Here is a 19,610-nt window from a genome sequence, read left to right as displayed (position 1 = left end):
TATACGTGTCCTGCACGCATCGCTTCACGCGCTGCGTCGTATCGACTTCTGCAAGGCTTCGGTCATGACCTCATCATCTTCGCGCCGCGATTTCCTCAAGCGGGTTGCCGCGCTCACCGCCGCAGGAGCCTTGCCGTCATCGATCGGCCGCGCGCTGGCGTTGCCGGCCAATGCGCGCACCGGCACGTTGCGCGACATCGAACATGTGGTGATCCTGATGCAGGAAAACCGCTCCTTCGATCATTATTTCGGCGCACTGCGCGGCGTGCGCGGCTTCGGCGATCCGCACGCGCTGCAGTTGCGCGACGGCAACCCGGTCTGGAGCCAGCCCGCCGCCGATGGACGGCGGTTGTTGCCGTTTGCGTTCGATTCGCAAAACACCAGTGCGCCGTTGATTAAAAGCCTGGATCACTCCTGGAAGGCCGGTCATGGGCAGGACCCGGCACGCTGGGCCGACTACGATGCCTGGGTGCCGTACAAGGGCGAGCTGGCGATGGGCTATTTCCAGCGTCAGGACATCCCGTACTACCACGCGCTCGCCGACGCCTTCACCATTTGCGATGGGTATTTCTGTTCGATGCATGGGCCGACCAATCCCAATCGCATGTACCTGTTCACCGGCACCAGCGGCTTGAGCGTGGGCGATCTGCGCGCGCAGGTGGCCGACAATGCCGATGACGGCAACTGGACCGCCGACATGGCGCGCGACAAGCCCGGTTACGCGGCAATGGGCTGGACCACGTATGCACAGCGGCTGCAGGCAGCCGGCATCGATTGGCGCGTGTATCAGGAATACGACAACTTCGGCTGCAACTCGCTAGCGTATTTTTCCCACTACCGTGGACTCGATCCCGCCGATGAGCGTTATCGGCGTGCGCGCGCCTGCGTGCCAGGCTCCACCGCGGACAACGCGGCCACCACGCAGGCCGAGCATCTGGTTGCCGCAATCAGCGCCGACGTGCAGGCCAACCGCTTGCCGCAGGTGTCGTGGGTCATTCCGCCCACCGCGTACTGCGAACATCCCGAAGCGCCGCCCGCCTATGGTGAATCGCTGGTGGCGCGGCTGATCGACGCATTGACCTCCAATCCGCAGGTCTGGGCCAAGACTGCGTTGATTATCAACTACGACGAGAACGACGGCTTCTTCGATCACGTACCGGCACCGTTGCCGGCGCTGGATGCGCGCATGGGGCGCAGCAATGTCGATGTGCGTGGTGAAGCCTACAACGGCGTGCCGGTGGGCCTGGGCATCCGCGTGCCGATGCTGGTGATCTCCCCGTTTACACGCGGTGGTTGGGTCAATTCGCAGGTGTTCGACCACACCTCGGTGCTGCGATTGCTGGAGCGCCGCTTCGGCGTGGCCGAGCCCAATATCAGCCCCTGGCGGCGTGCGGTCAGCGGTGACCTGACCAGTGTGTTCGATTTCCGCAAGCCGGACGATTCGGCACTGAGCGCGTTGCCATCGATCCACGACTACCGCGCGCGGACCGCTGCGTTGCGCAACAAGCCGCTACCGGTGCCGCCAAGCAACCCCAGCATGCCACGGCAGGAGCCGGGCCAACGCCCCGCGCGCGCATTGCCGTATGCATTGCAGGTGCATGCACGCGTACTCGATGGCAACGCGCTGCAGTTGCAGTTCGTCAACAGCGGCGCCGCTGCGGCGGCGTTCAACGTCTACACCAGCGCGGCCAGCGGTGGCCCCTGGTATTACACCGTGTTGCCGGGCACGCAGCTCGATGACATCCCGCCAGGTGCGCTGCACGAAGGGACGTACGCGCTGCGCGTGCATGGGCCCAATGGGTTCCTGCGCGAGTTCGCCGGCGAGCTGCCCCCCGATGCCGCGCAGCAGGCCACCCCCTGGGTGGAAGCGCGGCAGGACGGCGATGCGCTGGTGCTGGAGATCGGCAATGCCGGGCAACAGGCCTGTGCGCTGCAACTGCGTGCGCTGGATCATGGCGACCCGACTCCGCGGCCGCTGCGGCTCGCTGCGGGCCAGCGGCAGCGCATTCGCCTGCCGCTGGCGGCAAGCGATCACTGGTACGACCTGGTGATCGAGCAGCCGGGTGCGGCCTTCCGCCGACGCCTGGCCGGCCATCTGGAAACCGGGCGGCCCAGTCGCAGCGATCCGGCGCTGGGGCGTGCCTGAGCTGGCGCTGCGGCGGCGCGCGATCGTGGCGCGCAGACGGCCCCTGCCATTGGTCATGCTTTCAGCTGCAACTGCAGGCGTTACACTATAACTCTTAGGTTTTCGAGGGTTCTTGCGATGCGCCCACACCTGCCTGCCGTTTTGATGTTGTCCACACTCGCCATCGCGTCTTCCGCCCAGGCAGGCGAGGGGATGTGGGTGCCGCAGCAACTGCCCGATATCGCCGGGCCGTTGAAGCAGGCCGGCCTGCAACTGTCGGCGCAGCAACTGGCCGATCTCACCGGCGACCCGATGGGCGCGGTGGTGGCGCTGGGTGACTGCACCGCCAGCTTCGTGTCGCCGCAGGGTCTGGTGGTGACCAATCATCATTGCGCCTACGGCGCGATCCAGCTCAATTCCACCGCGCAGAAGAACCTCATCAAGGATGGATTCACCGCAGCCAGGCCAGGTGACGAACTCAGTGCCGGTCCCACCGCACGCATCTACGTGCTGGACGCCATCACCGATGTGACCACCGCTGCCAAGGCGGCCATGGCCACGGCCGGCGATGATTCGCTCAAGCGCACCCTGGCGCTGGAGGATTTCAGCAAGCAGCAGATCGCCCAATGCGAAGCGCAACCCGGCTATCGCTGACAGTTTTTCAGCTTTGCCGGCGGCAACACCTATCGGTTGTTCAAGAACCTGGAGATCAAGGACGTGCGCCTGGCCTACGCGCCGCCGGCCAGCGTGGGCAAGTTCGGCGGCGACGTCGACAACTGGATGTGGCCGCGCCACACCGGCGACTTCTCGTTCTACCGCGCCTATGTCGGCAAGGATGGCAAGCCGGCCGCCTATGCCAAGGACAACGTGCCCTACCAGCCCAGACACTTCCTGAAGTTCGCCGACCAGCCGCTGGGCGCGGGCGACTTCGTGATGGTGGCCGGCTATCCGGGCCGGACCAACCGGTACGCACTGGCGGCCGAATTTGACAATACCGCCAGCTGGACCTACCCGGTGGTCGGTCGCCACCTGAAGGATGTCATCGCGCTGATCGAGCAGGCCGGCAAGCAGAACCCGGACATCCAGGTGAAGTACGCCAGCACTGTTGCTGGCCTCAACAATGCCGCCAAGAATTTCGACGGTCAGCTGGAAGGGTTCAAGCGAATCGGCGCGCAGGCGCAAGCAGGCCGATGAAGCCGCCGTGCTGGCCTGGCTCAAGCGCCAGGGCGCCAACGGTCGCGCCGCGCTCAAGGCGCACGACACCCTGGTCGCGCTGGCCAAGCGCGACCAGGCCACCCAGCACCGCGACTTCGTGCTGCGCCAGTTCGATACCACCGGAACCGTGGGTGCGGCGGTGAAGCTGTACCGGTTGGCCCTGGAGCGCGCCAAGCCCAATGCCGAGCGCGAATCGGGATATCAGGACCGCGACCTGCCGGCCATCGAAGGCGCGATGAAGCAGATGGAGCGCCGCTATGTGCCGGCCATGGACCGGCAGCTGCAGCACTATTGGCTCAGCCAGTACATCGCGCTTGCGCCGGCACAACGCCTTGCGGCGCTGGACCAGTGGCTAGGCGGCGGTGACGCGGCCGCCGTGCAGTCGGCGCTGGCCAAGCTGGATGGCACCACCCTGGGCAGCACCGAAGCGCGCCTGAAATGGTTGGCCGCCGACCGCGCCGCGTTCGAGGCCAGCACCGATCCGGCGATCCGCTATGCAGTGGCGGTGATGCCGGCGCTGCTGCAGATCGAGCGCGAGGACAAGCTTGAAACCGGCGAAGTGCTCAAGGCGCGGCCGCTCTATCTGCAGGCCCTGGCCGACTACAAGAAGAGCAAGGGCGAGGCGGTCTACCCGGATGCCAACCTGTCGCTGCGCATCACCTTCGGCAACGTCAAGGGCTACGCGCCCAGGGACGGCATGGCCTATACGCCATTCACCACGCTGGAAGGCGTGGCGGCCAAGGACACCGGCGCCGACCCGTTCGACTCGCCCAAGCCGTTGCTGGAGGCGATCAAGGCCAAACGCTATGCCGGCCTGGACGACAAGCGGCTGGGTTCGGTGCCGGTCAACTTCCTGTCGGACCTGGATATCACCGGCGGCAATTCCGGCTCGCCGGTGATGGACGCGCACGGCAAGCTGGTCGGCCTGGCGTTCGACGGCAACTGGGAATCGGTGAGCAGCAACTGGATCTTCGACCCGGCCATGACCCGCATGATTGCGGTGGACAGCCGTTACCTGCGCTGGATCATGACAGAGGTGGCGCCTGCGCCGCAGCTGCTGAAGGAGCTGGGCGTGCGCTGAGGCCGCCGGGCCGGGGGCGGGGAGCGGTTATGATGCGGTCCGGTTTCGCTGCCGCGAGCCGGCCCCTCCCCCCAAGGAATTCTCAGCGCATGCGCATCCTGCTTGCTCGTCACGGCGAGACGCCGTGGAACGCCGAAGGCCGTTACCAGGGCCAGATCGATATTGCGCTGTCGCCGGTGGGCGAAGGCCAGGCACGCGCGCTGGGCGAACGCTTGCATTCGCTGCAGATCACCCGCGCGGTCGCCTCGCCGCTGTCGCGCGCGCAGGCCACTGCCAAGTTCGCGCTTGGCAGTGCGCGCGAAGGATTGCTGCAGACCGATGCCGACCTGCAGGAAATTGCCCACGGCGAATGGGAAGGGTTGCTCGCAAGCGAAATCAACGACAAGGATCCGGCGCGTCTGCGCGCATGGCGCGAGGAACCCGATACCGTGCTGATGCCGGGCGGCGAGTCGTTGCGCCAGGTACTGGACCGCAGTTGGCGCGGCCTGGCGCGCGCTGCCGACGGCCTGGGTGCCGACGACACCCTGCTGGTGGTCGCGCACGACGCCGTCAATCGCGTGATCCTGTGCAAGATTCTGGGCCTGCCGTTGTCCAGGCTGTGGACCTTCCGCCAGGCCCCGACCACGCTGAACCTGCTCGAAGGCGAGGACGTCGATCACCTGGAAGTGGTGCGCCTCAACGACTGTGCGCATCACACACCGTTCTTTGGTGAAGCCAAACATCGCGCGTTGTAGGGCGAGCTGGCGTCAACGCGCCCGGTAGGGCGTCGCCGCGTGATACCTGACCGGATGCTGAGATGACCACTCGCATCCACAGGCCACCGCGGCAGCGCAAGCGCGATAATGCGCGCTGCGAAACAGCTGGTAACCCCGTGACTATCCCGACCACACTTTCCGATTGGCTGGCCTACATCGAGCAGCAGCATCCCAGCGCGATTGCCATGGGGCTGGAACGCGTGCACGAGGTAGCGGCGCGTTTGCAGCTGCAGGCGCCGGCCAGGCACGTCATCGTGGTGGGCGGCACCAACGGCAAGGGTTCGACGGTGGCCTTCATCGAGGCGATCGGGCGCGCTGCCGGTTGGAAGGTCGGCGCCTATACCTCGCCGCATTTGCTGCGCTACAACGAGCGCGTGCGTGTCGATGGCAACGAGGCCAGCGACGCGCAGTTGGTTGACGCGTTCGCCGCAGTCGAGGCGGCGCGTGGCGACACCGCACTGACGTATTTTGAATTCGGCACGCTGGCAGCCTTGTGGCTGTTCCAGGGCGCCGCGCTGGATCTGGCAGTGCTGGAAATCGGCCTGGGCGGGCGGCTGGATGCGGTCAACATCGTCGAGTCGGATGTGGCGGTCATCACCACCGTGGACATCGACCACACCGAGTGGTTGGGCGAGGACCGCGAGGCAATCGGTGCCGAGAAGGCCGGCATCATCCGCGCCTGGAAGCCGGTGGTGCTGGGCGAGATCGACCCGCCATCGAGCGTGCTGCGCCGCGCCTACCTGCTGGGCGCCAATGCGATCCGTGCCGGCAGCGACTATTTCCATGAATCCGTCGATGCGCAGCACTGGCGCTGGCGCGATGTGGCGGTGCGCCTGGAACTGCCGATGCCCGCGCTGCAGGCACCGGTGCAGTTGGCCAATGCCGCTGCCGCGATCGCCGCACTGCAGGCATTGCCGGTGGAGGTACCGCAGGCGGCGTGGGCGCAGGGGATTGTCGCGGCACAGGTGGCGGGGCGTTTGCAGCGCCTGGAGGTCGCCGGCGTGGAGGTGTTGCTGGATGTGGGGCACAACCCGCAGGCGGCGCGCGCGCTGGCCCAGGCGCTCGCCGCGCAGCCGGTCGCCGGCACCACCTGCGCGATCTACGCCGCGCTGGCCGACAAGGACGCGCGGGGTGTGGTGGAGGCCTTGGCGGCGCAGGTCGATCACTGGGTGCTGACAGGGTTGGACGGCACGCGTGGTCAGTCGGCCCAGGCCCTGCAGCACCGCCTGCACGACACCGCCGCCGCACAGGCACCCTGTCACGCCGACGTTGCTGGCGCGCTGCAGGCGGTGCTGGCCACCGCCCAGGCCGGCGATCGTGTCCTGGTGTTTGGCGCGTTCCACACCGTTGCCGACGCGCTGGGCGCACTTCGTTCAGCCGGTTAGGGCCGGCAGGCGGGCGCGGGCCTTATAATCGCTGCGGCACCCCGCCACGCCGCCCCTAGCTCTCTTCTGTGGACACTGCTCTGAAACAGCGACTGATTGGCGCCATCGTTCTGGTGGCGCTCGCCGTGATCTTCCTGCCGATGCTGGTCAAGGGCCCTGCGCCGTCCAGCGGCGTGGCCGATGTGCCGCTCGAGGCGCCTGCCGCGCCCGGCAAGGGCGAATTCGAAACCCGCGAGCTGCCGCTAGTGACGCCGGGCAATGCCCCGGCCGGTGGCGCGCTGGGAATGGCCGGTGCCCCCAGTGTTCCGGCAGCGATGCAGGACAACCCCGATGCAGCGGATCTGGCCACGCCGTCCAGCACGCCGTCCACACCGGAAGTGGCGGCCGGCAACTACGCGGTCAACTTCGGCGCCTATGCCACCAGCGCCGATGCCGATGCGGTGATCGCCCGGCTCAAGCAGGCACAATTGCCGGCGTTCAGCGAAAAGACCCAGATCAGCGGCCGTCCGGCCTGGCGCGTGCGCGTGGGCCCGTACGCCGATCAGGCCCAGGCCGAATCGGCCCGGCTGCAGGCGGTGAAGGTGCGCAGCGACGTCAACGCCCAGGTGGTGACGCTGGATGTGGGCGCCACCGCTCCGCCGCCGGTCCCGACGCCGACGCCAGCGCCCAAGCCGGCCAGCAGCGTCACCGCCGCCGCGGCGCCCGCCGCCACCAAGACCGAAAGCCTGCCACCGGAGCCAGCCAAGCCGGTCGCCGCCACGCCCAAGCCGGCCGAGGTGCCGAAGCCGGTACCGGCCAAGCCCGAGGTTGCCAGGACCACGCCGGCCACGCCTGAACCGGCCAAGTCGGAGCCGGCCAAGCCCGCTGCGTCCGCCCCCATGGTCCCGGCAGCGCCGGCTGCCAGCGGCGTCGGGTTTGCGGTGCAGCTGGGTGCCTTCGGTCGTGCCGACGATGCCAACGCGCTGCGCGACCGTGTGCGTGCGGCCGGCTTCAGCGCCTTCGTCGAACAGGTGCGTACCGACAAGGGCGCGCTTAACCGCGTGCGCGTCGGCCCGGTGGCCAACCGCGGGGAGGCCGAGCAGCTGCGCGCGCAGGTGGCGGCCAAGGTCGGCATTTCCGGCATGGTGCGTCCGCACCCGTGAGACCCCAGCGCACTGCGCCGCGTCGCCGTCAGGCGATTGCGGCAGCACTGCGAGGTGGCAGGGCGTCTACTGCATGCATGGCAGACGCGGCCGTTATCGGCTTCACCGAATCGTTCGACAGCCTCACGCCCAGGAAGGGGACAGCCATGAAGACCCAGCCACGCTGTACAAGCGGCGCGCATGCCGTGTGGAGTTCCCGCCGATGATCGACATGGTGTTGGGCGTCATCATCCTGGTGTCGGCCCTGCTGGGCCTGCTGCGCGGCTTTGTTGCCATCGTGGTGGGCACCTTGTCGTGGCTGCTGGCGGGTTGGGCCACGTTTCAGTTCGGCGGTGCGGCGGCGCACTGGCTGGCCGGTGGCAAGCACCCCTCGGCCACCGAATCGTTCGGTGGTTACGCGATGGTGTTCGTCGGCGTGCTGGTCAGCGTGGCGGTGATCGGCATGGTGGTCCGGGCCGGGGTGGATGCAGTCAGGCTTGGGGGGACCGATCGTCTGCTCGGATTCGGCCTAGGCGTGGTGCGCGGCGGCTTTCTGGCCTGCGTGCTGGTCTTGCTGATGGGCTTCACGCCGCTGCCCCGCGAGCCGTCCTGGCGCCAGTCGGTGCTGGTGCCGCTGCTGTCGCCCGGCGCGGGATGGATGCGGGCGCAGTTGCCTGCCTGGCGGATGCCATCGATGGAGATGCCGTCCATGGAACTCGGCGAGCTGCCATCGGAGTTGGGGAAGTTGCCCTCGGCAGGCGATACTACCGACCTGGGCAAGGCGCTTTCGGGGTCCGGGCTGGGTGACAGCATCAAGAGTGCGCTCGGCAAACCTGGCAAACCCGCCAGCGACGGACGCGATCCGGCGCAGGCGATGCCCGCCAATATCGATCCGGCGCAGGTTCGCGGCGGAGAAAGCGACCCGGCTCGGGTCGAGTCCAAGGGCCAGGTACGGCCACCTTCACAGTAACGGCGCAAGCCGAAGCGGAGAACACGCACCATGTGTGGCATCGTCGGTATTGTCGGCAACCAGAACGTCGCCGGGCAGCTGTATGACGGCCTGACCGTCCTGCAGCATCGTGGGCAGGACGCCGCAGGCATCGCCACCGCCGATGGCACGCGCCTGCGTGTGCAGAAGGCCAACGGCCTGGTGCGCGATGTCTTCGATGAAAAGAAGATGGCGGTGCTGGAAGGCCGTGTCGGCATCGCGCATTGCCGCTACCCGACCGCCGGTTCGGAAGGCATGGATGAAGCGCAGCCGTTCTACGTCAATTCGCCGTATGGCATCGCGCTGGCGCACAACGGCAACCTCATCAACACCGAGGCCCTGCGCCAGCAGGTGTTCGAAGCCGACCGCCGCAACATCAACACCGATTCGGACAGCGAAGTGCTGCTGAACGTGTTCGCCTACGAGCTGGACGCGCAGCGCATGCTCACCCCCGAAGCGGCAATCCGCGCGGTCGCCGGCGTGCACCGCCGCTGCAAGGGCGGCTATGCGGTGGTCAGCGTGGTGCTGGGCCTGGGCCTGGTGGCGTTCCGCGACCCGCACGGCATCCGCCCGCTGGTGCTGGGCAAGCGTGACCACGCCGAAGGCACCGAATACATCGTGTCCTCCGAATCGGCCGCGCTGGACATCCTTGGCTATCAACGCGTGCGCGACGTGCGCCCGGGTGAGGCGCTGGTCATCACTGCGCGCGGCGAGCTGTTCTCGGAAATCTGCGCCGCGCCCACCGACCATGCGCCGTGCATTTTCGAATACGTGTATTTCGCGCGTCCCGATTCGATGATCGACAACATCTCGGTGCACAAGGCGCGCATGCGCATGGGCCTGAAGCTGGGCGAAAAGATCCTGCGCCTGCGCCCGGATCACGACATCGACACCATCATTCCGATTCCAGACACCTCGCGCGACGTGGCCCTGGAAATGTCCAACGTGCTCGGCGTGAAGTACCGTGAAGGCTTCGTCAAGAATCGCTACGTGGGCCGCACCTTCATCATGCCGGGGCAGGGCGAGCGGCAGAAATCGGTGCGCCGCAAGCTCAACCCGATTCACCTGGAATTCCGTAACCGCGTGGTGCTGCTGGTGGACGATTCCATCGTGCGCGGCACCACCAGCCGGCAGATCGTGCAGATGGCGCGCGACGCCGGTGCACGCAAGGTGTATCTGGCTTCGGCCGCGCCGCCGGTGCGCTACCCCAACATCTACGGCATCGACATGCCGGCTGCCGAAGAATTGATTGCGCATGGCCGCAGCGAGCAGGAGATCCAGGAATTCCTGGGCTGCGACTGGCTGATCTACCAGGATCTGGAAGACCTGGAAGTGGCGGTGCGCGAAGGCAACCCGGACATCAAGCAGTTCGATTCCTCGTGCTTCAACGGCGAATACATCACCGGCATCGAGTCGGGCTACTTCGAACGCATCCAGCAGCTGCGCTCGGACGATGCCAAGAAGCGTCGCCGCGCCTGAGATGGCGGTGCGCGTCGGCCCGGTGGCCATCGTCGCCTGCGAGTTGCGGATCAAGGCGAACGCCTGCGAGCAGGTGCGTGCGGCAGCACCGGGTCAGCAATCGCTTCGGCAGGGACGGTGATGACGGATCTGTTCGACGCCGCGTACGCGTGCCTGGGCGCTGCCGATCCGCTGCATAAAGTCGCGTTGACGCAGCAGTACGCAGCGGCCTGTCGTGCGGGCCAATTGACGATCGATCCCGCGGCCCCCGCACCATTGCCGATCCGCATGCCGGGTCGCCCGCCGACCCCGGTGCTGGTGCATCCGCGTGAACTGCCGCGGCGTGGGCTGGGCACTGCAGATGGGCGGGCGGCCTTCATCCATGCCATCGCGCACATCGAGCTCAACGCCATCGACCTGGCCTGGGACGCGGTGTATCGCTTCCGCGGCCTGCCCGATGCCTTCTACGCCGATTGGGTGGTGGTGGCCGACGACGAATCGCGGCATTTCATGCTGCTGCGCGCGCGCCTGCAGGCACACGGTCATGATTATGGCGACTTTGCCGCGCATAACGGCCTGTGGGAAATGTGCGAGAAAACCGCACACGATGGGCTGGCGCGGATGGCGCTGGTACCGCGTGTGCTGGAAGCGCGCGGCCTGGATGTGACGCCGGCGATGATCGTCAAGCTGCGCTCGCTGGGCGATACCGCCACCGCCGAGGTGCTGGAGACCATCCTGCGCGAGGAAGTGGCGCATGTGGCAGCGGGTTCGCGCTGGTATCGCTGGTATTGCGAGCAGGCGGGCATCGAGCCGCGTGCGCGCTTCAAGGCGCTGCTGCGCGAGTATGCCGGTGGTTATCTGCATGGGCCGTTCAACATCCAGGCCAGGCTGCTCGCCGGGTTTGACGAGGACGAACTGGCCAGCCTGGTGGAGCAGGCCGGCTAGGTGCCGGCGTGAGACTGCACCTGCGCGGCGGTGCCACGTCGGACCTGTTGCGTTGCGTGCGGGAGCAAGCGGTGCACTGCAGGGCTGGACTGTGCGCTGGTTCCTGTCCCATCGCCGCTGGAATCGCATCCAGCTGCCGCATGTCATCACAAAAATGTAATTTTCTGTTGTAACAACTTGCAATCTGTACATTCTCGGGCGCCTTAATGGCGTCCCGGGAACAGGGGCCCGGTGTTTCACATCCGTAACTTCCATGTCTTAGGAGAGAAAGACGATGAAGTCGAAGTCGATGTGCACCACGGTGGGTCTGATTGCCATGTGCCTGGCTGGTTCGGCTGCTGCTGCCGGCACGCCGCTGTATCAAACCGGGCCGGCGCTCAGCCGCAGCGCCGCCACCACGACCGAACCCTCGCTGCAACGCCTGCTGAGCGCACCGTCCACTGCCAATGCGCAGGTGGTCCAGCTCGATGCAGCTGCGGTGACCGCCGGGGAAAAACTGCTGGAGCTGCAGCTGGACGGCCAGACCGTCACCGCCACACAGGCCAAGGTGGAGGCGCTGGAGGGCGGTGACAGCGTCTGGTACGGCAATCTCGGCCCGCGTGCCGGCACTCGGGCGCGCACGCTGTCGGGGGTAGACCCGCTCAATTCGGTCATCCTGGTGCGCAGCGGCGACACCGTGACCGGCACCATCCGCCATGCCGGCAAGCTGTATCGCCTGCGTCCGCTGGCCGATGGCCGCCATGTGCTGGTACAGGTCGATGAGCAGCGCATGCCGCAGGAGCATCCGGCCGAATACAGCCTGCTGCCCAGGTTCGACATGCCCGGCGACGGACGCGTCACCACCGCGGCCGCCTCATCCGGCAGCCCGGCCACCATCCGCGTGCTGGTCGTGGCCACCAACAAGGCGGTCACTGCCTACGGCGGCAACATGCAGTCATTGGTGCAGCTGGCGGTGGCCGAAGCCAACCAGGGCTACATCAACAGCAACGTCGGCATCACCTTGCAGCTGGCGCGCTACGAGACCACCAGCTATGGCGAAACCGGCAACTTCAGCACCGACCTGCAACGCTTCCGGGTGACCAACGATGGTTACATGGACAGCATCCACACCAGCCGCAATACCTACACCGCCGACGTGGGCGTGATCGTGCTGGACAACAGCAGTTACTGCGGCCTGGCCTCGGGCATCGGATCGAATGCGGCCAGTGCATTCGCCTCGGTATACTGGGATTGCGCGACCGGCTACTACAGTTTCGCGCATGAAATCGGCCACCTGCAAAGCGCGCGTCACGACGCCGCCAGTGACCCGAGCACCTCACCGTATGCCTATGGCCATGGGTATCGCTACGGCAACAGCTGGCGCACCATCATGGCCTACGACTGTACCAGTGGTTGCCCGCGACTGAACTACTGGTCCAACCCCAACATCAGCTACAACGGCGTGCCGATGGGCAATGCCAGCACCGCCGACAATCAGCGCGTGCTGGTCAACACCAAGGCTGCCATCGCCGGTTTCCGCTGAGTGTTTTCTTGAATCGCTCCCGTCCAGCATCGTCAGGTGCCGGGACGGAGCGCTACTCCCGCGCACGCTGATCGCGCAGACTACAGACACCGCCGGCACCAGCCGGCGATGTCCTGTCGAGCGGAGTCCTCATGTCCACATCCTTGCGTCTTGCCATCGCGTGCCTAGTGGCGCTGGCAATTGTCGGCTGCCGGCAGCAACCGGCCGAGCCCGCCGCCGCCACGCCAAAACCTGCCGTGGCCGCACCGGCAGCAGTGACCGGCAACGATGCCGAGGCCCGTGCGCTGCACGTGCTCGAAGCGCAGTTGCAGCGCGATCACGCGTATCCGGACAACTGCATCAGCATCCTCACCGAAGCCGGCCAGACGCCTGCTGCCGATGCCTTCGAATTCGCCGTCCACGAACGCCACGGCAATGGCTGCCCGGGCGATCCGCAGACCAGCCCGGTGCGCGATCGCTTCCGCGTGCAGGCCGATGGCAAGGTGCTGTGGTACGACGTGGTCAACGCCGGTTTCGTCGATTACGCCGAGCGCGCGCGCAGCCTGCAATAAGACCTGCGCTCCAATACCAGCGTCTTCAATATCGGCCGCTGGCAACGCATCGGCGGTGCATCACAGCGGCAACTGTTCCAGCACAACGCCGTCGGCATCCACGCGCAGCACCGAACCCTGTGCGTACCAGTCGCCCAGCACGATACGTGTGCAAATCCGCCCGCCGGCCTGCACGGTATGGATGGCGGGGCGGTGGGTATGCCCATGGATCAGGCGATCCACGCCGTAACGCACGAAGGTGGTCTCCACCTCGGCCGGCGAGACGTCGGTGACGGTTTCCAGTTGCGCCTGATCGCCTTGCTGGAGTTCGGCATAGCGGGCCTGGCTGGCCGCACGCGCCTGCTGCGCGAATGCCACACGCGCGGCCAGCGGTTGCGACAGGAATTGCGCCTGAAACACCGGGTCGCGCGTTTGCGCGCGGAAGGCCTGGTACGCGGTGTCGTCGGTGCACAGCAGGTCGCCATGCATCAGCAAGGTGGTGTGCCCGTATAGGTCGATCACCGTGGGGTCGGGCAGGATGCGAAAACCCGCGCGCTGCGCATAGTGTTCGCCGACCAGGAAGTCGCGGTTGCCCGGCATGAAGAACACCGGTACACCGGCATCGGCCACCGCATGCAGTGCGATGGCGACCGCGTCGGCGGCCGTGGATGGAGTGTCGTCGCCGATCCAGGCTTCGAACAGATCGCCAAGGATGTACAGCGCATCGCTGCCGGGAACTTGCGTGCGCAGGAACGCCAGGAACAGTTCGGTGATCGCCGGCCGTGCCGGATCCAGATGCAGGTCGGAAATGAACAGGGTTGTCATCGCGCCATTGTAAGGAGGACAACGTCCCGGTGGGAGAAGGGAAACAACCGCTACCCAATCAGCGCCGGCAGCTCCCACAGCGACAGGCTGGCCAGTAGCACGCCGATCGCCGTGGCGGCGAGTACATCGCTGGGGTAGTGCAGCCCCAGCACCACGCGCGACAGCGCCACGCCGGCAGAGAACGGCACCAGCAGCGGCGCCAGCCAGGGGTAGTACGCCAGCGCGACGATGCTGAAGGACACCGCGTGCAGGGTGTGGCCGGACGGAAAACTGAACTCGTCCAGCGGTGCCACCCAGGCGCGGATGCGCCCGTCGGCCGCGTACGGGCGTGGCCGACGCGTCCAGCGCTTGAGTGCCTTGTACAGCGTCAGCGCCAGCACGCCGGTAGCGGCCATGTGGGCGGAGGCACGCACGCCGTCCATGCCGTCCAGCAGCACCAGTAGCCCCATCAGGCTGTACCAGAACACGCCGTCGCCCAGCCGGCTGATGATGGCGAACGTGCGCCGTACCGGGTAGCGGCGGCACCAATGGTTGGCACGCCGGCACCAGCGTGCCTCGCGGCCACGCAACAGCTCAAGCCGCGTCGACGACATGACGCCCCCGTACGGCAGTGATCCCCAGCAACAGCGCTTCGAAGTCGGACACCACGTTGTCCGGATGCAGTTTCTTCATCGCCTGCGCGGCCGCCGTGCCCATGCGCTGGCGCAGGGCGTCGTCCTCGGTCAGCGCGACTGCTGCCTGGATGAACGCCGCATCGGTGTCCACCGCCGCACCGGTCTGGCCGCTACGCAGGTATTGGCGCGCGGCACCGTAGTCGAAGGCGACCGTCGCCACGCCACTGGCCATTGCTTCCAGCGTCACGTTGCCGAAGGTCTCGCTGTGGCTGGGAAACAGGAACAGATCGCCGCTGGCGAAGTGGCGGGCCAGGGACTGACCACGCTGGACGCCGCAGAAGATGAAGTCGGGATTCTCGTGGGCGATTTTTTCGCGTGCCGGACCATCGCCGACCCACACGAAGCGTGCCTTGGGACGGATCCGTTGCAGCGTGCGAAATGCGTGGATGGCCAACGGCAGGTTCTTTTCGTTGGCGATTCGCCCGACGTAGATCGCGGCAAAGCCTTCGCCTTCGATGCCCCACTGCGCACGCAGCGCCGGATCGCGCCGGGCCGGATCGAACTGTTGGCTGTCCACGGCGCGCGCCAGCACCTGGACGTGCTGGAAGCCGTCATCGCGCAGGGTTTGCTGCAGCTCGTGGGTCGGCACCAGGGTGACTTCGGCCTGGTTGTGGAAGCGGCGCATCCAGCGCAGCGCGGTGCCTTGCAGCCAGGCCGCGCCGTAGTCCGGCAGGTATTGGTCGAAGCGGGTATGGAAGCCGCTGGCCACCGGAATGCCCAGCCGGCGCGCGGCGCGCATCGCCGACCAGCCCAGCGGGCCTTCGGTGGCGATGTAGATCGCATCCGGCTGCGTCGCTCGCCAGTGGCCCAGCAGCCGTTGCATGGCCGGCAACCCGAATTTCAGCCCCGGATAGCGCGGCAGCGCCGCGCCACGCACCAGCAAGGCATCGGCGGTCTGGGGCGAATCGCCGCCCTGGCGTGGGCGCACCACGTCCACCTGATGTCCGCGCGCGCGCAGCCCGGTTTCCAGGCCATGCACGGTCAGTGCTACGCCATTGACTTCGGGGGGGTAGGTTTCGGTAACGATCGCGTAGCGCATGCCCGTTCTCCCGTTTTGGCTAGCTTCCGGGAGGGCGATGGCATTGATGTTGCGCAGACAAGACGTGGCGGTGACAGAGGAATCGGGAATCGGGAATCGCAAAGGCAAAAGCGCTGCTTGCGTTTAGCGTATGGTCGCCTGTCAGCGATCTACATCAGAAGCCGGTGATCGACAATTCCCCATTCCCGATTCCCGCCTCAGGCCACAAACGGCTTGAACACGATGCCCAGCCCGGCCATGCCTTCGATCTCGCCGATCAGGTCGGCACGCAGCAGTGGGCGTGAATCGATCCAGCTCTGCGACAGGATCAACGACAGCCGTGTGTCTTCGGCGGTGAGTTCCAGGGTTGGAATCGGGTCTGCCTCGTGCGCGCGGTGCAGCAGCACCGCCAGCCGCAGCAGCGCGGCCTTGCGGCGGGTCGGCAGTAGCAGGCGATCGGGCAGGGCATCGAAGGCGGTCCGGGAGACATTGCGCCGATGCGTGCGCACCAAGGCGGCCAGCACCTGCTGCTCCTGCCGCGAGAAGCCGGCGATGTCCGAGTGCTCCAGGATGTAGCTGCCGTGGATATGGTACTGGCTATGGGCGATCATCAGCCCCAGTTCGTGCAGGCGCGCGGCCTGGCGCAGCACCTGCGCGTCGTCGCCATCCAGCTGCCAGGAGTCGCACACCTGGTCGAACAGCCGGGTGGCAGTAGCCTCCACGCGTTGGGCCTGCACTTCGTCGATGCCGTAGCGCTGCACCAGCGAAGCCACCGAACTGTCGCGCGGGTCGTTCTGGCCACCGCGGCCGAGCATGTCGTACAGGATGCCTTCGCGCATCGCCGCCTTGCTCACCATCAGCTTCTCCAGCCCCAGCGCCTGGAAGGCCGCTTCGAGTACCAGGATGCCGCCGGCGATGATCGGCCGGCGTTCGGCGGCCAGCCCGGGCAGCTGGATGTCCTCGATGCGCTTGGCCTTGAGCAGTTCCTCGCGCAGCGCCGGCAGCGCCTGAGCGGTGATCGCGCCCTTGGTGAGTTTCATCGCCGCGCAGATCTCGCCGATGGCCTTGTGCGTGCCGGACGAGCCGATCGCTTCATGCCAGCCCAGCGTCTTGTATTGGCCGGCGAACTGCTGGAACTCGGCGCCGATCTCGGTCAGTGCATCCTTCCACTTCTTCCTGGACAGCTTGCCGCCGGGAAAGAACCGCCGCGTGCTGGCGATGCAGCCGGCCTGCAGGCTTTCGCGTTCCAGGGTCTGGAACCCTTGGCCGATGATGAATTCCGTGGAGCCGCCGCCGATGTCGATCACCAGGCGGCGCTGGTCGGGCTTGGGCGGTTGCGCATGGGTCACGCCGAGATAGATCAGGCGTGCCTCCTCGCGACCGCTGACCACTTCGATCGCGTGCCCAAGTGCGGTTTCAGCCGGCATCAGAAAGGTCTGCGGCGATCGCAGCTGGCGCACCGTGTTGGTAGCCAATGCACGCACGCGCAGCGACGGCACATCGCGGATGCGTTGCCCAAACCGCGCCAGGCATTCCAGTGCGCGCTGCCGTGCTTCATTGGAGAGACCGCCCTTGCCATCCAGACCGTCGGCCATGCGCACCGTCTCCCGCAGGCGGTCCACCACGCGCAGCTGACCCATCAGGTAGCGCGCGATAACCATGTGGAAACTATTGGAGCCTAGATCGACGGCGGCGAGCATATCGCCATCGCGCAGGGGCGGGATCGTGGGGGAGGGCATTGGCATGGCCGCATGGTAGCCGATGGGCTGTTGCCCACGTGAGAGGCCACGGGCGTGGCGTTCTCAGATCCGATCGAGCAAGGTCACCTGCGCCGAATGGGCCGGTTCACCGGGTGCGGGCGTGCGCTTGTGGTACACGCCCTCGGCGTCCAGCTCCCACGCGCTGACGTTGTCGTCCAGGTAGTTCTGCAGCACTTCGCGATACACGCGCCGGGCCAGGTCCGGGTCCAGGATCGGGAAGCAGGTTTCCACCCGGCGCAGCAGGTTGCGTTCCAGCCAGTCGGCGCTGGCGCAATACAGCTCGGCCGCCCCGTCGTTGCCGAACCAATACACGCGGCTGTGTTCCAGGAAGCGCCCCACGATCGAGCGCACGCGGATATTGTCGGACACGCCCGGCACGCCCGGCCGCAGCGTGCAGGCGCCGCGAATAATCAGGTCGATCTGCACGCCGGCCTGCGAGGCGGTGTACAGGGCGCGCACCACCTGCGGTTCGTTGAGAGCGTTCATCTTGGCAATGATGCGGCCCGGGCGGCCCTTGCGGGCCAGTCGGGTTTCGCGGTCGATGCGTTTCAGTACGCCGGCATGCAGGGTGAAGGGCGATTGCAGCAGCTGGTCCAGTTTCATGCGCGGGGCCAGCCCGGACAGTTGCTGGAACAGCATGTGTACGTCGTTGCCGATCTCCGCATCGGCGGTAATCAGGCTGATGTCGGTGTAGAGCCGCGCGGTGCCGCTGTGGTAGTTGCCGGTGCCCAGATGCACATAGCGTTTGAGCTTGCGTCCTTCGCGGCGCACGATCAGCAGCATCTTGGCATGGGTCTTGTAGCCGACCACGCCGTACACCACCTGCACGCCGGCTTCCTGCAACTTGTCGGCCAGCCCCAGGTTGGCTTCCTCGTCGAAACGCGCGCGCAGTTCCACCACCACGGTGACGTCCTTGCCGTTGCGCGCGGCCAGGATCAGCGCATCGACGATCAACGAATCCTTGCCGGTGCGGTACAGCGTCTGCTTGATCGCCAGCACGTTCGGATCGACTGCCGCCTGGCGGATGACATCCAGCACCGCGGTGAACGCATCGAAGGGGTGGTGCAGCAGGACATCGCCCTTGCCGACGATCTCGAAGATGCCTTCGCTGTCGCGCAAGGTGCGCGGATTGAACGCGGGGTACTTGAGTTCGGGGCGCTGCACCAGATCGTAGACCTGGGTGACGCGGCTGAGATTGACCGGCCCGACGATGCGGTACACCGCGTTCTCGTTCAGACCGAAGTTCTGCAGCAGGGTGCGCATGATCGGCGCCGGGCAGTCGTGCGCGATTTCCAGGCGCACCGCCGGCCGGTAGCCGCGGGTAACCAGCTCGTCGCGCAAGGCGAGCGCCAGATTTTCGACCTCTTCTTCGTCCACCACCAATTCGGAATTGCGGGTGACGCGGAACTGGTAGGAGCCCTTGACCTGCATGCCCGGGAACAGCTCGTCCACGAACTCCGACAGCACCGAGGACAGGAACACAAAACTCTGCGCACCGTCCGGCGACAGGCTGGCCGGCAGCTGGATGATGCGCGGCAACGAACGCGGCGCACGCACAATGGCCAGGTGGCCGGCGCGTCCGAACGCATCCTGGCCCTCCAGTACCACCACGATGTTCAGGGTCTTGTTGAGGATCTTCGGGAACGGATGCGCCGGATCCAGCCCCAGTGGCGAGAGCACCGGCATGATCTCGTTGCGGAAGTAGGCGCGCAGCCAGCGCTTCTGCCGCGCCGTCCACGTCGAGCGACCGAGTACGGCCACACCGGCTTCTTCCATCGCCGGGCGCAGCACCTCGTTCCAGGCGTGGTACTGCTGCTCCACCAACTTGGCCGCGCGGTCGTGCACGGCATTGAGGATGGCGGTAGGGCTCAAACCGTCCGGTGCCGGCGGCAAGCCGAATTCCTGCGCGTGCCGCACGGTGGCGGCGCGGATCTCGAAGAATTCGTCCAGGTTGGTGCAGGAGATGCACAGGAAGCGCAGCCGTTCCAGTAGCGGCACCTGGTCGTCCAGTGCCTGCGCCAATACCCGGAAATTGAAATCCAGCTGCGACAGCTCGCGGTTGATGTACAGCGCCGGATCCCGCAGCGGATCGGTGGCGATGTCGTCGCCGGGTGTGACGTCGTGCAGTTCTTTGGCGTGGCCCATGGAGTCGGTCATCAAGGCGAAGTGGTGTGCGTGGTGTGCGGCGCATGGGCCGCGACGCAGGCG

Annotated in this window: 14 protein-coding genes and 1 pseudogene; 10 read left to right on the top strand and 5 right to left on the bottom strand. The window is 66.6% G+C overall.

Annotated elements, in window-relative coordinates; genetic code table 11:
• Positions 1-64: 64 nt before the first annotated feature.
• From XcuCFBP2542_RS13600 to XcuCFBP2542_RS13555, 10 genes and pseudogenes are all read left to right on the top strand, one after another.
• A complete protein-coding gene (locus XcuCFBP2542_RS13600; RefSeq protein WP_104604089.1) occupies positions 65-2,146 on the top strand; it encodes a phosphocholine-specific phospholipase C in 2,082 nt (693 codons plus the stop codon).
• A 192-nt stretch (positions 2,147-2,338) separates the two neighbouring features.
• Positions 2,339-4,421: pseudogene (locus XcuCFBP2542_RS13595) on the top strand (S46 family peptidase).
• A gap of 89 nt (positions 4,422-4,510) precedes the next feature.
• The gene (locus tag XcuCFBP2542_RS13590) at positions 4,511-5,155 is read left to right on the top strand and encodes a histidine phosphatase family protein (RefSeq protein WP_104604088.1); all 645 of its coding nucleotides are present in this window, start codon (positions 4,511-4,513) and stop codon (positions 5,153-5,155) included.
• Between the two features lie 137 nt (positions 5,156-5,292).
• Entirely contained in the window at positions 5,293-6,561 is a 1,269-nt protein-coding gene (gene folC / locus XcuCFBP2542_RS13585) for a bifunctional tetrahydrofolate synthase/dihydrofolate synthase (RefSeq protein WP_104604087.1), read from the top strand.
• A 68-nt stretch (positions 6,562-6,629) separates the two neighbouring features.
• Complete coding sequence (locus XcuCFBP2542_RS13580) at positions 6,630-7,703, top strand: SPOR domain-containing protein (protein WP_104604086.1); 1,074 nt, start codon at positions 6,630-6,632, stop codon at positions 7,701-7,703.
• Positions 7,704-7,905: 202 nt separating this feature from the next.
• The gene (locus XcuCFBP2542_RS13575; RefSeq protein WP_104604085.1) at positions 7,906-8,652 is read left to right on the top strand and encodes a CvpA family protein; all 747 of its coding nucleotides are present in this window, start codon (positions 7,906-7,908) and stop codon (positions 8,650-8,652) included.
• A 30-nt stretch (positions 8,653-8,682) separates the two neighbouring features.
• Positions 8,683-10,149 (top strand): amidophosphoribosyltransferase, encoded by a 1,467-nt coding sequence (gene purF, locus XcuCFBP2542_RS13570; RefSeq protein WP_104604084.1) that lies wholly within the window; start codon positions 8,683-8,685, stop codon positions 10,147-10,149.
• Positions 10,150-10,269: 120 nt separating this feature from the next.
• Entirely contained in the window at positions 10,270-11,073 is an 804-nt protein-coding gene (locus XcuCFBP2542_RS13565; protein ID WP_104604083.1) for a ferritin-like domain-containing protein, read from the top strand.
• A gap of 274 nt (positions 11,074-11,347) precedes the next feature.
• Positions 11,348-12,595 (top strand): zinc-dependent metalloprotease, encoded by a 1,248-nt coding sequence (locus XcuCFBP2542_RS13560; protein ID WP_104604082.1) that lies wholly within the window; start codon positions 11,348-11,350, stop codon positions 12,593-12,595.
• A gap of 131 nt (positions 12,596-12,726) precedes the next feature.
• On the top strand, positions 12,727-13,146 hold the full coding sequence (locus tag XcuCFBP2542_RS13555; protein WP_104604081.1) for a hypothetical protein: 420 nt from the start codon (positions 12,727-12,729) through the stop codon (positions 13,144-13,146).
• A 60-nt stretch (positions 13,147-13,206) separates the two neighbouring features.
• Here XcuCFBP2542_RS13555 and lpxH read toward each other — a convergent pair whose 3' ends face one another.
• The 5 genes from lpxH to ppk1 all read right to left on the bottom strand — a co-directional run bounded on the left by lpxH (position 13,207) and on the right by ppk1 (position 19,547).
• Positions 13,207-13,950, bottom strand: a complete 744-nt coding sequence (gene lpxH / locus XcuCFBP2542_RS13550; protein WP_104604080.1) for a UDP-2,3-diacylglucosamine diphosphatase — start codon at positions 13,948-13,950, stop codon at positions 13,207-13,209.
• 50 nt (positions 13,951-14,000) lie between these two features.
• Complete coding sequence (locus tag XcuCFBP2542_RS13545) at positions 14,001-14,543, bottom strand: phosphatase PAP2 family protein (protein WP_104604079.1); 543 nt, start codon at positions 14,541-14,543, stop codon at positions 14,001-14,003.
• A complete protein-coding gene (locus tag XcuCFBP2542_RS13540; protein ID WP_104604078.1) occupies positions 14,524-15,663 on the bottom strand; it encodes a glycosyltransferase family 4 protein in 1,140 nt (379 codons plus the stop codon). Before XcuCFBP2542_RS13540 ends, XcuCFBP2542_RS13545 begins: the two co-directional genes overlap by 20 nt.
• Before the next feature lie 197 nt (positions 15,664-15,860).
• Positions 15,861-17,381, bottom strand: coding sequence for an exopolyphosphatase (gene ppx / locus XcuCFBP2542_RS13535; protein WP_208800624.1), 1,521 nt, complete (start codon positions 17,379-17,381; stop codon positions 15,861-15,863).
• A 63-nt stretch (positions 17,382-17,444) separates the two neighbouring features.
• Positions 17,445-19,547, bottom strand: coding sequence for a polyphosphate kinase 1 (ppk1, locus tag XcuCFBP2542_RS13530; protein WP_104604117.1), 2,103 nt, complete (start codon positions 19,545-19,547; stop codon positions 17,445-17,447).
• Positions 19,548-19,610: the final 63 nt, after the last annotated feature.

The organism is Xanthomonas cucurbitae (genome assembly GCF_002939885.1).
GTDB classification, from domain to species: Bacteria; Pseudomonadota; Gammaproteobacteria; order Xanthomonadales; family Xanthomonadaceae; genus Xanthomonas; species Xanthomonas cucurbitae.
This window is presented reverse-complemented; position numbering and strand designations above follow the sequence as displayed.

Excerpts from the sequence above, each read along its gene's own strand:
- XcuCFBP2542_RS13600 (WP_104604089.1), top strand. The coding sequence starts at position 65 with ATGACCTCATCATCTTCGCGCCGCGATTTCCTCAAGCGGGTTGCCGCG.
- XcuCFBP2542_RS13590 (WP_104604088.1), top strand. The coding sequence starts at position 4,511 with ATGCGCATCCTGCTTGCTCGTCACGGCGAGACGCCGTGGAACGCCGAA.
- XcuCFBP2542_RS13575 (WP_104604085.1), top strand. The coding sequence starts at position 7,906 with ATGATCGACATGGTGTTGGGCGTCATCATCCTGGTGTCGGCCCTGCTG.
- purF (WP_104604084.1), top strand. The coding sequence starts at position 8,683 with ATGTGTGGCATCGTCGGTATTGTCGGCAACCAGAACGTCGCCGGGCAG.
- XcuCFBP2542_RS13565 (WP_104604083.1), top strand. The coding sequence starts at position 10,270 with ATGACGGATCTGTTCGACGCCGCGTACGCGTGCCTGGGCGCTGCCGAT.
- XcuCFBP2542_RS13560 (WP_104604082.1), top strand. The coding sequence starts at position 11,348 with ATGAAGTCGAAGTCGATGTGCACCACGGTGGGTCTGATTGCCATGTGC.
- XcuCFBP2542_RS13555 (WP_104604081.1), top strand. The coding sequence starts at position 12,727 with ATGTCCACATCCTTGCGTCTTGCCATCGCGTGCCTAGTGGCGCTGGCA.
- lpxH (WP_104604080.1), bottom strand. The coding sequence starts at position 13,950 with ATGACAACCCTGTTCATTTCCGACCTGCATCTGGATCCGGCACGGCCG.
- XcuCFBP2542_RS13545 (WP_104604079.1), bottom strand. The coding sequence starts at position 14,543 with ATGTCGTCGACGCGGCTTGAGCTGTTGCGTGGCCGCGAGGCACGCTGG.
- XcuCFBP2542_RS13540 (WP_104604078.1), bottom strand. The coding sequence starts at position 15,663 with ATGCGCTACGCGATCGTTACCGAAACCTACCCCCCCGAAGTCAATGGC.
- ppx (WP_208800624.1), bottom strand. The coding sequence starts at position 17,381 with ATGCCCTCCCCCACGATCCCGCCCCTGCGCGATGGCGATATGCTCGCC.
- ppk1 (WP_104604117.1), bottom strand. The coding sequence starts at position 19,547 with ATGGGCCACGCCAAAGAACTGCACGACGTCACACCCGGCGACGACATC.